Here is a 14,334-nt window from a genome sequence, read left to right on the forward strand (position 1 = left end):
TGGAACGCATGACTGCTGAGCAAGAACCGGCCTGCGACAACCGGCAGGCTGATCCGGAACGTCGCGATGTCACCGTCCGCCGGGCGCCCAGGTTCGTCCCCTTCGTCCTCATCTGGGCAGTGTTGGGCGTCGTTGCTGCCGCCATCTCCGCCTACACCGGACCGGAGAACCCCGATTTCACCCGGGGCACGATCTTCGCTTTCCTGGCCGTGCTGTTCGCGCTGGCCGGCATTCTGATCGGATCGCTGCTGTTCCTGGTCATCGACCGGATCAGCGTCAAGCGGGCCAAGACGGCGACGGCCGTTGCCGAGCCGGGACAGGAAGTCACCGAAGGCTCCGTCGCGGATGTCGACGCCACAGCTGCTCCGAGTCATGACGAGCCTGCCGCCGAGAACCGCGATGCTGTACCCGGCGAATCCACGCAGCAGCACGGCAGCGCAGGTGCCGGCGGCGACCAGGACGGCGAATCCGAAGGCGAACGCCGGACGTAACTTGCCGGGGGCCGGCCGTAATTCCCGTCACCTCGATGATGCTGCCCGTCGGGCACATGAGAGAATAAGCGGGTGGCACGCGGTGACGGAAAACTCTCCCATGATCTTCTCCCCGGCGAAAAAGGACCCCAGGATGCCTGTGGCGTTTTCGGCGTCTGGGCCCCCGGTGAAGAAGTGGCAAAAATGACCTACTACGGCTTGTACGCTTTGCAGCACCGCGGACAGGAGTCCGCCGGCATTGCAACCAGCGATGGCAAGCGCATCAACGTCTACAAGGACATGGGCCTGGTGTCCCAGGTCTTCGACGAAACGACGCTTAACACGCTGACCGGGCACATCGCCGTCGGCCATTGCCGCTACTCCACGACGGGCGGCTCCACCTGGGCCAATGCGCAGCCCACGCTGGGCGCGACGGCCACCGGGACGGTGGCGCTGGCCCACAACGGCAACCTGACCAACTCCGCAGAGCTGTACGAGAAGGTGCTGGAGAAATTCGGCAAGCCCGACCGCGGCGAAATGGCCCAGGGGAATACGACTGACACCGCGCTGGTCACGGCGCTGATGGCCGGCCAGGAGGGCCAGTCGCTCGAAGAGCGCACGATGGAACTGCTGCCCAAGCTGCGTGGCGCGTTCTGCTTCACCTTCATGGATGAGGGCACCCTGTATGCTGCCCGCGACACCGCGGGAGTCCGCCCGCTGGTGCTCGGCCGGCTGGAGCGCGGCTGGGTGGTAGCCTCCGAGACCGCCGCGCTGGACATCGTCGGCGCTTCCTTCGTCCGGGAAGTCGAGCCCGGTGAGTTCATCGCGATCGACGAGAACGGGCTGCGCTCCCAGCGTTTTGCCGAGAAAAAACCTGCCGGCTGCGTCTTCGAATACGTCTACCTGGCCCGGCCGGACACCGCCATCAACGGCCGCAGCATCCACGCCGCGCGTGTGGAGATGGGCCGCAAGCTGGCGAAAGAGCACCCGGTCGAGGCCGACCTGGTGATCCCCACCCCTGAATCCGGAACACCGGCAGCCATCGGCTATGCCGAAGCATCCGGCATCCCCTACGGCCAGGGGCTGGTCAAGAACGCCTACGTGGGCCGGACCTTCATCCAGCCCAGCCAGACCATCCGCCAGCTGGGCATCCGGCTGAAGCTCAACCCGCTGAAGTCGGTGGTACAGGGCAAGCGGTTGGTGGTGATCGACGATTCGATCGTCCGCGGCAACACCCAGCGTGCCCTGGTCCGGATGCTGCGGGAAGCCGGCGCGGCCGAGGTGCATGTGCGGATCTCGTCGCCGCCCATCAAGTGGCCGTGCTTCTACGGCATCGACTTCGCCAGCCGGGCCGAGCTGATTGCCAATGGCATCGGCGTTGAGGATGTCCGGGCCTCCCTCGGAGCGGACAGCCTTGGCTACATCTCCGAAGACGGCATGATCGAGGCCACCGAACAGCCGCGGGAGCGGCTGTGCACCGCCTGCTTTACCGGCGAGTATCCGATTGAGCTGCCGTCCGCGGACCGCTTGGGCAAAAACCTGCTTGAGCGCAGCGGCGAAGAACCGGAGCACGGCTCCTGCGATCCAGGGCCGGACTCGGACCTGGAGAACCTCCTGACCGCCGAAGACAAGAAAGAGCGAGTATGACCTCCCCCGAACAGGGCCAGATCACCTATGCCAGCGCCGGCGTCGACGTCGAAGCCGGCGACCGGGCGGTTGAGCTGATGAAGGGTGCCATCAAGGCCACTCACAACTCCAACGTGATCGGCGGGGTCGGCGGATTCGCCGGGCTGTACGACGTCTCGGCCCTGCTGAAGTACCGCAAGCCGCTGCTCGCCACCTCCACCGACGGCGTGGGCACCAAGGTCGCCATCGCACAGGCCATGGATATCCACGACACCATCGGGTTCGACCTGGTCGGCATGGTCGTCGACGACATTGTGGTGGTGGGCGCGGAGCCGCTGTTCATGACCGACTACATCGCCTGCGGCAAGGTGGTCCCGGAACGGATCGCGGACATCGTGCGCGGCATCGCGGCCGCCTGCGAAGTGGCCGGCACCGCGCTGGTAGGCGGCGAAACGGCCGAACATCCCGGCCTGCTGGGCGAGCACGAATACGATGTTGCCGGCGCGGCCACCGGACTGGTGGAGGCGGACGCGCTGCTCGGCCCCGAGCGGGTCAAGGACGGCGACGTCGTGATCGGCATGGCGTCCTCCGGTATCCACTCCAACGGGTACTCCCTGGTCCGCCGCGTGATCAACCACGCCGGCTGGGCCCTGGACCGGCAGGTGACCGAACTCGGCCGCACGCTGGGCGAGGAACTGCTGGAACCTACCCGCGTCTACGCGGCGGACTGCCTGGACTTGGCCCGCTTCGAAGCGGCCGGGGTGCACGGCTTCAGCCACGTCACCGGCGGCGGCCTGGCCGCGAACCTGGCGCGCGTGCTGCCGCAAGGGCTGATGGCCACGGTGGACCGCTCCACCTGGGAACTGCCCGCCATCTTCAAGCTCATCAGCGAACTGGGCAACGTGCCGCAGGCCGATCTGGAGCGGACGCTCAACCTCGGCGTCGGCATGGTGGCCATTGTGGACGCAGCCGGAGCCGATGCCGCCCTGCAGCGGCTGAACGAGCGCGGCATGCCTGCCTGGGTGATGGGGCAGGTTGCTCCCGTCGATACATCGCTGGGCGGCGTCGACTTTGTCCAGGGCGCCAAGGGCGTCGACGGCGGTGCCGTCCACCTGGTCAATTCCTACGCCTGAGTCCTCCCAGACGAGCCGGCACCGATGCCGAACCGCCCCTGCACCAACCGGTGCGGGGGCGGTTTTGCCGTGGCGGACAGGCCCGCGCTTCACACCCCGGTGGGACACTGGGCTTATGGGTGCGTACGTGGTGGTGGTGTTCATCAAACCGGTGCGGGCCGGACACACGTTTCAGCGGAGCGAATGGCCGTTGCACATCACGCTGGCGCGCTTCGACAGCAAACTGCCGCCCGACGGCGTGATGAAGCGGATAGACCGCGCGTTCTCCGGCCTGCAAGCCTTTGAGGTGCGTACCGGGTCGGACGACTTCTTCGGCAGGAACCGTTCCGTGCCGGTGTCGCTGGTGGAACCGCACCCGCAACTGCAGTTGCTGCACGACCGCCTGCTCGACGCCCTCGGCACCGACGTCCATCTGCTCAGCCCGCACCACATGCGCCAGAACTTCCGCCCGCACATCAGCCACCAAGCAGAAGGAAGGCTTCATTCAGGCGATGTCGTGCATGTGCAGCAGGCAGCCTTGGTAGACATGCGGCCCGACGGGGACGCCAAACACCGGCGCGTCCTCGCCGTGTGGAACGGGCAGGCTGAGCCAGCGGTGCCATGACGCCGCTCCGCTGCCGTTCACGGCAGGACTGCCGTGGGCGATCGCTCAACGGTCTGCGGTCACCTGCCCGCGACCGAGCAATACGCCCAGTCCGAGCATCCCCGCACCAAGCACCAGATGCAGCCAGTTATCCGCGTTGTTCAGCGGAACGAAGTTGGCCGGGGAATCGTGTCCGACGACCAGCCCGCAGATCCACAGCACCAGGTAGATGACCCCGCCCCAGATCAGGAAGTTCCGCGAACCGGCACGGCTACGCGACAGCGCAATTCCGGCCACGCCGAAGAGCAAGTGGACGATGTTGTGCAGGATCGACACCTGGAACACCCCCAGCAACATGGCTCCCGAGTGGTGTCCGGCCAAGCTGAGTTCGCCCACATCCGTGGTGATGCCTGGCACAAACCCGAGGACGCCGACCACCAGGAATACTGCGCCAATGAGCAGTGCGGCGTTCTGCACCGCGGACCGCCGGCCGCTGCCGACACCTGTGTTGTCTGTCCGGACCATGATGTTCTCCTCTCGTCAACCGTTTCAGGCGCCCGCATCCCGGTCTGTTCAGCCGCGGACACCTGCCAATAATTCGGAACGAGTTGCCGGACGGATTGGGTCGGTTAAGGCTGGGGTCCAATACGGGCCGGCTCCGGCTCCGAAGACAAGGTGTGAAGACTTTCAAACGACTGCCCCGATCCGTCCTGGCCGCCGCTGCCGGCGTGGTGTCCGCTGGTCTCCTGCTGGGCAGCGCAGAGCTGGTGGGCGTCTGGTTCCGCCCCACCGCGTCTCCCTTGATCGCTGTGGGAGCGGCGTTCATCGATGTCACGCCGACCTGGCTGAAGAACTTCGCAGTGGACACCTTCGGGACGGCCGACAAAGCCGTTTTGTTGGTGGCCATGGGCGCCGTGACGGCCATTCTGGCGGCGCTGGTCGGACTGCTCGCCCGGCGCCGCTGGCGGGACGGCGCCGCCGCCGTGCTGCTGCTGGGCGGCGTCCTCGCCCTGGCCGTGATCACCCGGTCAGGCGCCGAATTCTTAGACCTGCTGCCGACGGCGGCCGGAACCGTGGCCGGCCTGGCCGCCCTCCGGCTGCTGGTGCACCGGCTGCCGCCACCAGGAGCTGCCAGTGCTTCGGATGCCGATCCGACGCCCTCGCGACGCTCCTTCTTTGCCACCGCTGCCGTCCTCACCGTGGCCGCTGCTGTCCTGGCTGCCGGCGGCTCGGCGCTTAAGGGTGTGCGTGGCGGCATCCAGGAGATCCGCCGTGCCTTGCGTCTGCCAGCAGCGGCGGTGCCTGCGAAAGCCCTGCCGCCGGGCGTGGAGTCACCGGTGCAGGGCGTCGTCCCCTTCATCACGCCAAATGCTGACTTTTATCGGATCGACACGGCGCTGGCGGTTCCACAAGTGGACCCGGCGAGCTGGCAGCTGCGGGTTCACGGGATGGTGGACGAGGAATTTACCCTGTCCTTCCCGGAATTGCTGGAGCTGGACCTCGTCGAGTCGCATGTGACCTTAGCCTGTGTCTCCAACCCGGTGGGCGGCGAGCTGGCGGGAAACGCCCGGTGGCTCGGCTATCCGCTGGCGAAGCTACTGGACCGGGCGCGTCCGCTGTCCGGCGCCGATATGGTGCTGTCGACAAGCGCCGATGGCTTCAGCGCCTCCACCCCCTTGGAAGCGCTCAGGGACGGCCGGGATGCCCTGCTGGCCGTCGGAATGAACGGCGAGCCGCTGCCCTTGGAACATGGATTTCCGGTCCGGATGGTGGTCCCGGGTCTGTACGGTTTCGTTTCGGCCACCAAATGGGTTGTGGATCTGGAGGTCACCCGCTTCCGGGACAAGACCGCCTACTGGACGGACCGCGGCTGGTCCGATCGCGGGCCGATCAAGACGGCATCGCGGATCGAGGCGCCACGGCCGTTTGCCAGTGTGCCGGCAGGAGATGTGGCAGTGGGCGGCACGGCCTGGGCTCAACAGCGCGGCATTGACCGTGTTGAAATCCAGGTGGACGACGGCCCCTGGCGGGAGGCCGTGCTCGCCGCGGAAGCCAGCATTGACACGTGGCGTCAGTGGTCCTTCAGCTGGCGGGCTGAGCCCGGGCGGCACTACCTGCGGGTACGCGCCTACGACTCGGTCGACGGACTGCAGACCCCGGACCGGGCGGACCCGATCCCCAACGGCGCCTCCGGCTGGCATTCCATCTCCGTCACCGTAGAGCCCTGAGCCTTGAGCCCTGAGCCGCTTGGAAAACTTTTCCTCGAGGTCCAATCCGCCGGGCCCGCTCCTCCGAATACACGATGACAGCCCGGAGGTTCCGCCTCCTGGGACAGGGCGGCGGCAGCCGCCAACCCAGTAAGGAGAAATGCCATGTTGAAGAGCACTAGCAGGACGTTTGCAGGACTGGGACTCGTAGCGGCAGCAACCTTGGGACTGGCCGCTTGCGGTGCCTCCGGTGAGTCGGAGGCGCCGGGTGCCGCCAGTGCAGAGACCGGTGGCACCGACTCGATGTCGTCCGAGTCGATGGCGGCTGGGGAATCCGACAGCTCAATGGGAGACCCGATGGCAAATCTGGTTGGATCCGGCTGCGCCGATTACGCCGCGCAGGTTCCCGACGGCGCCGGTTCTGTGGAGGGAATGGCCGCCGATCCTGTGGCTGTCGCCGCCTCTAACAACCCGATCTTGACCCAACTCACGGCAGCCGTCTCCGGCAAGCTTAATCCCGACGTGGACTTGGTCGACACGCTCAACAGCGGTGAATTCACGGTCTTCGCGCCGGTCGATGCGGCATTTGAGGAGATTCCCGCGGCAACAGTGGAGAAGCTCAAGTCGGACGCGGACATGTTGACCAGCATCCTCACCTATCACGTGGTGGAAGGCCAGCTAGCCCCGGCGGAGATTGCCGGTGAGCACGCCACGGTACAGAGCGGATCCGTGGAGGTGACTGGAAGCGGCAATGACTTGATGGTCAACGGCGCCAAGGTCGTGTGCGGCGGCGTCCAGACCGCTAATGCCACCGTTTACCTGATCGACTCGGTGCTGATGCCTCCGGGCAAGTAGCAGCGAGCCCTCCGGTTGGGGGTGATGGGGGAAGGTACGACGGCGGCCCGCAGCCGCCGTCTTACCTTGGACAAGCAGCCGCTCCGGGCTGCAGCCGGGAATTAAACTACCGACACAGGAGTCAGGAGGTACACCATGGCCGACGGCCATGAGAACCTTGACCCCATGCGATTGCCATGGCTGCGGTCGGTGGAACCGACCGGACCAGCGACGCATCAGGAACTCATCCGCCGCGTGGCGTTGGGCGACGAAGCCGCTTTTGAGGCCCTTTATGACGCCGTGGCGCCCACCATTTTCGGCCTGGTCCGGCGGGTGGTCCGCGACCCCGCCCAAAGTGAGGAAGTCACCCAGGAAGTCTTCGTGGAAGTCTGGCAACAGGCCGGACGATTCGACGCCGATCGAGGCAAGGCCCTCTCCTGGATTCTGGTGATCGCGCACCGGCGGGCCGTAGATCGGGTCCGCGCCAGCCAGGCCAGCGCCGATCGGGACCTGAGGCAAGGGGTCAAGGAATACCAGGCCAGCTACGACGACGTCGCCGATACGGTAGAACTTCGGCTTGAATCCGAGCGGGTAGCCAAGGCGCTTGACACATTGACCGACAACCAGCGCGAAGCCATCAAGCTGGCTTACTATGGCGGCCATACGCACCGGGAGGTCGCCACCATGCTGCATATTCCGGTGGGAACAGTGAAAACGCGGATCCGGGACGGAATGATCCGGTTGAGAGACAAGTTGGGAGTGGCGTGATGGACGAGCAGTTGCATCTACTGACCGGCGCGTACGCCCTCAACGCCCTGAACGACGACGAACGGGCGGCTTTCGAACGCCATGCCTTGTCCAACGAGGACAGCCGGGAGGAGCTCCGAGGCCTGAGCGAGACCGCGGCGATGCTGGCCTACGGGACGCCGGCCGTTGCACCGCCGCCGGAGTTGAAGGACAAGGTGATGGCCTCCATCCGGAACACCCGGCAACTGCCGGTGGATGCCGTCGTGACGGATTTGGATGCCGGACGGAAGTCTCCGGGAACCGGCGCCAGCCGCGGTAAGGCTTCGCCCAAGAGCACGACGGCGGTGCGCTGGCTGGGCGCGGCGGCGGGCATCCTGCTGGTCGCCACGGCTGCCTTGGGCGGCTGGGCCGTGGGCCTGGCGAGCGAGCAGTCCCAGACCCAACAGCACTTGCAGGCGCTCGCCCACCAGCAGGCAGAAGTCCTGTCTGTCCTGATGGCGGCGGATTCGAAGGTGATACCGGGTCGTTTGCCGGATGGTGCGGTGGTCAACATCGCGGTCTCTGCCCAGAGCGGCAAGGCAGCGGTGATCGCCGAAGGCCTCCCAGCCTTGCCGGAGGACCGCGCCTACGAATTGTGGCTGATTTCCGACGAGGGGGCTGTACCTGCAGGACTAATCGCAGCCACCGGGCAGACCAGCATGAACATGCTGGAAGACATTTCCGGCGCGACCCACGTGGGCCTCACGGTTGAGCCAGCAGGAGGGTCGTCGCAGCCGACCACCGAGCCGATCTTGTTGCAGGAGCTTTAGGGTCCCGAATACCGCACCGCTGCGCCCCCTCCGGAACGGGTGTCCCCGATTACCGGGACAGATTCGTTGCGGAAGGTGGCGGGCGCTGCGCGTTAAACCACGCATAGCTCAAGCAGGGCCGGTGCAGGGAAATGACGCCCGGCAGGGACGGAGCGCCCGAGGCCGGCTAGCCGACGTTGCGGCTGCCTTCGTCCTCGTCGTCGTCGTACTGATCCGCGTACTTGTCCTCGTAACCCGAATAATCCGGCTCAGGCGGACTATCGGAGAATGCGTCGGAGGTGTGGCGTTTCGCAGCGCCGAGTTCGCGCTGGAGAGCAGTGAGGTCAGTGGCCGGGCTGTAGTACTTCATGTCCCGGGCTTGCCTGGTTGCTTTTGCCTTCTGACGGCCGCGCCCCATGGCGTGACCCCCTTTGTACGTCGATCCGGAGGTGGTCGCACGGTAAGACGCACGAGGCTCCGGAATAATTGATCAATTCTGTCGTACCTCTAGGGTACATGGTTTTCCACGCTGCTCGTGGCACGGTGGCCAGCGGCCACGAAGCGGCTCCCCGCCGGCCGGAAACGACAAAATCGTGCCGCACAACGGGATTGTTGGCTAAAGTCATCGTGGACCCGTTCTCCTTTTCTCCCGGAGGACAGCACGCACGGAAGGCAAGTTTCCCCATGAGCGAACAGGACAAGCGGCCTGAGGACCGCGGGAGGCCTTCACCAGAGGGCCCGGAGGATCCCAACGTGCCGGAACCTGACCTCCATGTGAGCGCCGACGACGTCGAACTGGCCGAACCGACCCTGCATGAGGCGCGGATCAGCGACGAAACCGCAGCCGAGGCCGATGTGGCCGTTGCTGCCGCCGAGGCCCAGGCGGTAGAGGAGGAAGCTGAGGCTGCCGGCCGCCTGGTCGGCGGCAACCGCGAGGACGACATCAAAGTTAGCGGCACCGCGCCGGCGGGAGCGGCGGCGGGCGACCAGGACCGGCTGGACAGCGCTGAGTCGATCCAGGACGCGGCGATCCCGGACGCGCACTCACCGGAGCCCTGGCCGACGTCCGCCGCAGCCCCGGCGTCGCCTGCCGCCCCGTCGTCGCCCGCGGTGTCACCGACGTCGCCCGTGCTCCCGCCGTCGGACTGGGAATCCGCACCGGCGAGTACCGACGGTTCCGCGCCGGAAAAGAAGTGGTATGCCACCCCCGACGGCGGCACGGCCCTCAACACTGACAACGACGGCGGCCTGCCTCCAGGCAGTGCCGACGACGGCGCCGCCGAGGATCCGGCTGCCGGCTCGGGCCGAAACATCGATTGGAAGCCGCTGGTCATTATCGGCGCCGTGGTCATCGTAGCCATCGTGATTATCGCCTTGATCGTTTCCAGCCTGACCAACAGTTCACCGGCCGGCGGTGCGGCCAGCCCCTCGACGTCGCAGAGCAAAGCCGAGACAGCGAACGCCGACGGCGTGATCGCCGAGGATGTCTCCCCGTTCGACTTCCAGCAGGGCCAATGCTTCACCGATTTCGAGGCCGTCATGCGTGACGCCACCGTGGTCACCTGCGACACCCCGCACACGGCGCAGCTGGTCGGAACGTATTCCTATGGCGCCGATGAAGAGTTCCCGGGTGCCGACGAACTGAACCTGAAGGCACAGGAGGTCTGCACCGCCGTCGTCCTCAACGACTCCGCGGCCGACCAGCCGGAGCTGAAGGACTCCTACGGGATGCCGTCCAAGGAAACCTGGGCCCAGGGCGACCGCAGAATCGACTGCTTCAAGATCGCCGCCGAAGGCGAAGAGATCACCGGCACGCTGGTGGGTCAGTAAGACCGCTGACGTAAACAGTCCGGCGACCACCGCTTACGCGGCGTCGCCGGACTGTTGTGTTTCCGCCGGGCTCTCTGTCTCCCGCAGGCGGGGTCCGGGTCAGCCGTTACGGACCGCACCTACCTTTGCCTGCACGGTGAGGCCGCCGGCCCCGCCCGCAGCGTCGATTTCCGGCGCATCCACCAGCACCGTGTCGCCGTCGCTGATCTCGCCGGCCAGCAGGCCCCGGGCCAGTTTGTCGCCGATCTCGCGCTGCACCAGCCGGCGCAGCGGCCGGGCGCCGAAGGCCGGATCGAAGCCGGCTAGCGCCAGCCATTCCCGGGCCGCGTCCGTGACCTCGAGCACCAGCCGGCGATCGGCCAGCCGGGCGGCAAGCGAGGCCACTTGCAGGTCCACGATCCGGGACAGCTCCTCGATGCTCAGCGGATCGAAGATGATCACGTCATCCAGCCGGTTGAGGAACTCGGGCTTGAAGCTGGCGTGCACCACGTTCAGGACGGCTTCGCGCTTCTGTTCCTGGTCCATGGATTGGTCCACCAGGAACTGCGAGCCCAGGTTCGAGGTCAGCACCAGGATCACGTTGCGGAAGTCCACCGTGCGGCCCTGCCCGTCGGTGAGGCGCCCGTCGTCGAGCACCTGCAGCAGGATGTCGAAGGCCTCGGGATGGGCCTTCTCCACCTCATCCAGCAGTACTACCGAGTACGGCCGCCGGCGCACGGCCTCGGTGAGCTGGCCGCCCTCCTCGTAGCCCACGTAGCCGGGCGGGGCACCGACCAGGCGGGACACGGAATGCTTCTCCGAATACTCGCTCATGTCGATCCGGACCATGGCGCGTTCGTCGTCGAACAGGAAGTCCGCCAGCGCCTTGGCCAGTTCCGTCTTGCCCACGCCGGTGGGGCCCAGGAAGAGGAACGAGCCGGTGGGCCGGTCGGGGTCGCTGATGCCGGCGCGTGCACGCCGCACCGCATCGGACACCGAGGCCACCGCTTTGCTCTGGCCGATCAGCCGGGAGCCAATGAATTCCTCCATGTGCAGCAGCTTCTGGCTTTCGCCCTGCAGCATGCGTCCGGCCGGGATGCCGGTCCACGCGGAGATGACCTCGGCAATGTCGTCCGCTGTCACCTCCTCGGAGACCATCAGGTCGCGGTCGGCTCCGCCCTGCTCTTCGGCGGCCTGCGCAGTGGCCAATTCCTTCTCCAGCGTCGGGATCTCGCCGTACAGGATCCGCGACGCCTCGGCCAGGTCGCCCTCGCGCTGGGACTTGTCCGCCTGCGAGCGCAGCTCGTCCAGCTTGGCCTTCAGGTCGCCCACCCGGTTCAGCCCGGCCTTTTCCGCTTCCCAGCGGGAGTTGAGGCCGGCCAGCTGCTCCTTCTTGTCTGCCATATCGGCGCGCAGCGCTTCCAGCCGGTCCCGCGAGGCCGCATCCGTTTCATTGGCCAGCGCCAGCTCTTCCATGGTGAGCCGGTCGACGGCGCGGCGCAGCTGGTCAATCTCCTCGGGCGCGGAGTCGATTTCCATCCGCAACCGCGAGGCGGCCTCGTCCACCAGGTCGATGGCCTTGTCCGGCAGCTGCCGGCCGGAGATATACCGGTTGGAGAGGGTCGCGGCGGCCACCAGGGCCGAGTCGCCGATGGAAACCTTGTGGTGCGCCTCGTAGCGTTCCTTGAGCCCGCGCAGGATGCCGATGGTGTCCTCCACGCTCGGCTCGCCCACGTAGACCTGCTGGAAGCGGCGCTCCAGTGCCGGGTCCTTCTCGATGTTTTCACGGTATTCGTCCAGCGTGGTGGCGCCGATCAGCCTGAGCTCGCCGCGGGCCAGCATCGGCTTGAGCATATTGCCGGCGTCCATCGAACCTTCGGACGCCCCTGCACCGACCACGGTGTGGATCTCGTCGATGAAGGTGACAATCTGTCCGTCGGAGTTCTTGATCTCCTCCAGCACGGCCTTCAGCCGCTCCTCGAACTCGCCGCGGTACTTGGCGCCGGCCACCATGGCGGCGAGGTCCAGCGACATCAGCGTCTTGCCGCGCAGCGATTCGGGCACATCGCCGGCCACGATCCGCTGCGCCAGCCCCTCCACCACCGCGGTTTTGCCGACGCCGGGCTCGCCGATCAGCACCGGGTTGTTCTTGGTCCGGCGCGAGAGCACCTGGACCACGCGGCGGATTTCCGAGTCGCGGCCGATCACCGGATCCAACTTGCCGGAGCGCGCTATGGCGGTCAGGTCGGTGCCGAATTTTTCCAGCGCCTGGAAGGTATTCTCCGGGTCCGCGCTGTTGACCTTCCGGTCCCCGCGGACGCCCGGCAGCGCGGCGAGCAGCGCCTCATGGGAGGCGCCGGCGTCCCGCAGGATCTTTCCGACGGCGGAGCTGTCCGCCGAGAGCCCCAGCAGCAGGTGCTCGGTGGAGACATAGGTATCCCCCAGTTGCTCCGCCTCCTGCTGGGCCGCCTGGACCGCTTGGAGCAGCCCCCGGGAATACTGGGCCTGCGCTACCGAGGATCCCGACGACGACGGCAGTGCCTTGATCGCGGTACTCGCCTGCACGCTCACCGAGTCCGGGTCCGCGCCGGCCGACTTCAGCACGGCGACGGCCACGCCGTCGCGCTGGTCCATCAGGGCCTTGAGCAGGTGGGCTGGTTCGATCTGAGGATTGCCAGCCGTTGACGCATTCATGGCAGCAGCCGACAGCGCTTCTTGGCTCTTGGTGGTGAATTTAGCGTCCAACGCTCATCTCCCTTTCACTCCCTGAGGATCCGCCCAGCCGCAGTAGTACTGGTCGAAATAGCTAACTTGAGTCTAGTCAACTCAACTTTCAAAGTAAAGTTATCCACAGGCTGCTGCACCCGTTGACTCTTACTATCCTGTCGCTACCATGGGCTGCCCGGAAGGGCTCCGGACGCCTAGGCTGTAGGCGGGACGTGCTCAAACATCCAGAACCGAGGTGGGCGGTCAATGGAAACGATGCTGGAAACGGCCCGGCTGCTGCTGAACCAGCCGACCCCGGGAGACATCGACGCCATGTTCCGCATCCTCTCCGACCGGCGCACCACGCGCTTCAACCCGTCGGACGCGCTGCAATGGAACGAGGAAGCCGACGGCCTCTTCCAGCGCTGGGAAGCCCAGTGGGAAAACTACGGGGTGGGCTACTTTGCCGTCCGCCTGCCCGGCCGCGAAGAGGCCATCGGCTTCGCGGGGGTCAGGCATGTCTCGCTGTCCGGCCGGCCGGTGCTGAACCTCTATTTCCGCTTCGACGCGGCCGTGTGGCACCGCGGTTACGGACGCGAGGCGGTGGGCGCCGTCGTCGTCCACGTCAACGAGTTCCTGGAGTTGCCGCCAATCCTGGCGCTGGTCCATCCGGACAACACCGCGTCCCTCCGCATCGTCAGGTCGCTGGGATTCGAGCGCAACGAGACGACGGCCATCAGCGGCCCGGACGGCTACCAGGACGCCTATGTGTTGAACTGGAACCGGCAGCTATAACATCCGGACAAGGAGCCCCATGGACATCATCCCTGCAGCCTCGCTGAAGGAACAGCGGTGGCGGAACGGCGGCGGTGTGACCCGGGAGGTTGCGGCCGGCGCCGTGGGCGCCGATGGGCTCCCGGCGTGGCGGCTGAGCCTGGCGGACGTCGTTTCGGACGGCAGCTTTTCCGAATTTCCCGGCATGGACCGGATTTTCACCGTGGTGGACGGCGACGTCGCCTTCCTGACCGTGGACGGCACGCAGCACCAGATGGAACGGTTCCGGCCATTCCGGTTCGACGGCGGCAGCAGCGCCGAATGCAGCCTGCCCACCGGGCCGTGCCGGGCACTGAATGTCATGGCACGCCGCGGGACCTGGGGCGCGGGACTGTTGATCGTCGAACTGTCCAAGAAGCAGCCGCTGACTGTCGCTGACGGACAGTTCCTGATGCTGCTGCAGGGCCAGGCGCAGGCGTCCGCGGACGGCAGCCTGCACCCGTTGGACACCTACGACACCGTGGTCGGCTCAGCGGTTCCTGCCCAGGTCAGCGGACGCGGGTTCGCTGCCCTGATTTCGGTGTACCAGGCTGCCGACTAACCGCGGCTCGCTGTCCCCTTGCCGCCGGACCCCTGCTGCCGGGCGGGTTGCTGCCG

At 66.5% G+C, this 14,334-nt stretch carries 14 protein-coding genes; 11 read left to right on the plus strand and 3 right to left on the minus strand.

The features are described 5' to 3' along the window. Window positions 1–8: 8 nt before the first annotated feature. The 4 genes from ACMX2H_RS04885 to ACMX2H_RS04900 all read left to right on the plus strand — a co-directional run bounded on the left by ACMX2H_RS04885 (window position 9) and on the right by ACMX2H_RS04900 (window position 3,833). Window positions 9–491 carry a tripartite tricarboxylate transporter TctB family protein gene (locus ACMX2H_RS04885; protein ID WP_414959267.1) on the plus strand — a complete coding sequence of 161 codons (483 nt, stop codon included), beginning with the start codon at window positions 9–11 and terminating at the stop codon, window positions 489–491. 72 nt (window positions 492–563) lie between these two features. Continuing rightward, window positions 564–2,117, plus strand: coding sequence for an amidophosphoribosyltransferase (gene purF / locus ACMX2H_RS04890; protein ID WP_414959269.1), 1,554 nt, complete (start codon window positions 564–566; stop codon window positions 2,115–2,117). Continuing rightward, window positions 2,114–3,229, plus strand: coding sequence for a phosphoribosylformylglycinamidine cyclo-ligase (purM, locus tag ACMX2H_RS04895; RefSeq protein WP_414959271.1), 1,116 nt, complete (start codon window positions 2,114–2,116; stop codon window positions 3,227–3,229). The genes purF and purM overlap by 4 nt, the downstream gene beginning before the upstream one ends. Before the next feature lie 127 nt (window positions 3,230–3,356). Continuing rightward, on the plus strand, window positions 3,357–3,833 hold the full coding sequence (locus ACMX2H_RS04900) for a 2'-5' RNA ligase family protein (protein ID WP_414959273.1): 477 nt from the start codon (window positions 3,357–3,359) through the stop codon (window positions 3,831–3,833). A gap of 45 nt (window positions 3,834–3,878) precedes the next feature. On the opposite strand, the gene ACMX2H_RS04905 is transcribed toward ACMX2H_RS04900, so the two are convergent. Next, window positions 3,879–4,337, minus strand: coding sequence for a DUF4383 domain-containing protein (locus tag ACMX2H_RS04905; protein WP_414959274.1), 459 nt, complete (start codon window positions 4,335–4,337; stop codon window positions 3,879–3,881). A 152-nt stretch (window positions 4,338–4,489) separates the two neighbouring features. Here ACMX2H_RS04905 and ACMX2H_RS04910 point away from each other — a divergent pair, with 152 nt between their 5' ends. The 4 genes from ACMX2H_RS04910 (at window position 4,490) to ACMX2H_RS04925 (ending at window position 8,409) form a co-directional block, all read left to right on the plus strand. Beyond that, window positions 4,490–6,040: a molybdopterin-dependent oxidoreductase gene (locus tag ACMX2H_RS04910; RefSeq protein ID WP_414959276.1), complete on the plus strand. Its 1,551-nt coding sequence runs from the start codon at window positions 4,490–4,492 to the stop codon at window positions 6,038–6,040. A 144-nt stretch (window positions 6,041–6,184) separates the two neighbouring features. Continuing rightward, window positions 6,185–6,874 carry a fasciclin domain-containing protein gene (locus ACMX2H_RS04915; protein ID WP_414959278.1) on the plus strand — a complete coding sequence of 230 codons (690 nt, stop codon included), beginning with the start codon at window positions 6,185–6,187 and terminating at the stop codon, window positions 6,872–6,874. A 135-nt stretch (window positions 6,875–7,009) separates the two neighbouring features. Then, window positions 7,010–7,621 carry an ECF RNA polymerase sigma factor SigK gene (gene sigK, locus ACMX2H_RS04920; protein WP_414959279.1) on the plus strand — a complete coding sequence of 204 codons (612 nt, stop codon included), beginning with the start codon at window positions 7,010–7,012 and terminating at the stop codon, window positions 7,619–7,621. Then, the gene (locus ACMX2H_RS04925; protein ID WP_414959280.1) at window positions 7,621–8,409 is read left to right on the plus strand and encodes an anti-sigma factor; all 789 of its coding nucleotides are present in this window, start codon (window positions 7,621–7,623) and stop codon (window positions 8,407–8,409) included. The genes sigK and ACMX2H_RS04925 overlap by 1 nt, the downstream gene beginning before the upstream one ends. Before the next feature lie 166 nt (window positions 8,410–8,575). Here the strand turns inward: ACMX2H_RS04925 and ACMX2H_RS04930 are convergent, their stop codons facing one another. Continuing rightward, complete coding sequence (locus ACMX2H_RS04930; protein ID WP_136785780.1) at window positions 8,576–8,806, minus strand: DUF3073 domain-containing protein; 231 nt, start codon at window positions 8,804–8,806, stop codon at window positions 8,576–8,578. A gap of 266 nt (window positions 8,807–9,072) precedes the next feature. On the opposite strand from ACMX2H_RS04930, the gene ACMX2H_RS04935 reads away from it, so the two are divergent. After that, on the plus strand, window positions 9,073–10,218 hold the full coding sequence (locus tag ACMX2H_RS04935) for a septum formation family protein (protein WP_414959282.1): 1,146 nt from the start codon (window positions 9,073–9,075) through the stop codon (window positions 10,216–10,218). 99 nt (window positions 10,219–10,317) lie between these two features. On the opposite strand, the gene clpB is transcribed toward ACMX2H_RS04935, so the two are convergent. Then, window positions 10,318–12,942, minus strand: a complete 2,625-nt coding sequence (gene clpB, locus ACMX2H_RS04940; RefSeq protein WP_414959283.1) for an ATP-dependent chaperone ClpB — start codon at window positions 12,940–12,942, stop codon at window positions 10,318–10,320. Between the two features lie 228 nt (window positions 12,943–13,170). On the opposite strand from clpB, the gene ACMX2H_RS04945 reads away from it, so the two are divergent. Continuing rightward, a complete protein-coding gene (locus ACMX2H_RS04945) occupies window positions 13,171–13,698 on the plus strand; it encodes a GNAT family N-acetyltransferase (protein ID WP_414959285.1) in 528 nt (175 codons plus the stop codon). A 19-nt stretch (window positions 13,699–13,717) separates the two neighbouring features. Further along, window positions 13,718–14,278: a HutD/Ves family protein gene (locus ACMX2H_RS04950; RefSeq protein ID WP_414959287.1), complete on the plus strand. Its 561-nt coding sequence runs from the start codon at window positions 13,718–13,720 to the stop codon at window positions 14,276–14,278. The last annotated feature ends 56 nt before the right edge of the window (window positions 14,279–14,334 follow it).

This window comes from Arthrobacter sulfonylureivorans (genome assembly GCF_047607445.1).
Lineage (GTDB): Bacteria > Actinomycetota > Actinomycetes > Actinomycetales > Micrococcaceae > Crystallibacter > Crystallibacter sulfonylureivorans_A.

What these genes read in the sequence shown, in the direction of transcription:
- ACMX2H_RS04885 (WP_414959267.1), top strand. Translation starts at nt 9, where the DNA reads ATGACTGCTGAGCAAGAACCGGCCTGCGACAACCGGCAGGCTGATCCG.
- purM (WP_414959271.1), top strand. Translation starts at nt 2,114, where the DNA reads ATGACCTCCCCCGAACAGGGCCAGATCACCTATGCCAGCGCCGGCGTC.
- ACMX2H_RS04905 (WP_414959274.1), bottom strand. Translation starts at nt 4,337, where the DNA reads ATGGTCCGGACAGACAACACAGGTGTCGGCAGCGGCCGGCGGTCCGCG.
- ACMX2H_RS04915 (WP_414959278.1), top strand. Translation starts at nt 6,185, where the DNA reads ATGTTGAAGAGCACTAGCAGGACGTTTGCAGGACTGGGACTCGTAGCG.
- sigK (WP_414959279.1), top strand. Translation starts at nt 7,010, where the DNA reads ATGGCCGACGGCCATGAGAACCTTGACCCCATGCGATTGCCATGGCTG.
- ACMX2H_RS04925 (WP_414959280.1), top strand. Translation starts at nt 7,621, where the DNA reads ATGGACGAGCAGTTGCATCTACTGACCGGCGCGTACGCCCTCAACGCC.
- ACMX2H_RS04930 (WP_136785780.1), bottom strand. Translation starts at nt 8,806, where the DNA reads ATGGGGCGCGGCCGTCAGAAGGCAAAAGCAACCAGGCAAGCCCGGGAC.
- ACMX2H_RS04935 (WP_414959282.1), top strand. Translation starts at nt 9,073, where the DNA reads ATGAGCGAACAGGACAAGCGGCCTGAGGACCGCGGGAGGCCTTCACCA.
- ACMX2H_RS04945 (WP_414959285.1), top strand. Translation starts at nt 13,171, where the DNA reads ATGGAAACGATGCTGGAAACGGCCCGGCTGCTGCTGAACCAGCCGACC.
- ACMX2H_RS04950 (WP_414959287.1), top strand. Translation starts at nt 13,718, where the DNA reads ATGGACATCATCCCTGCAGCCTCGCTGAAGGAACAGCGGTGGCGGAAC.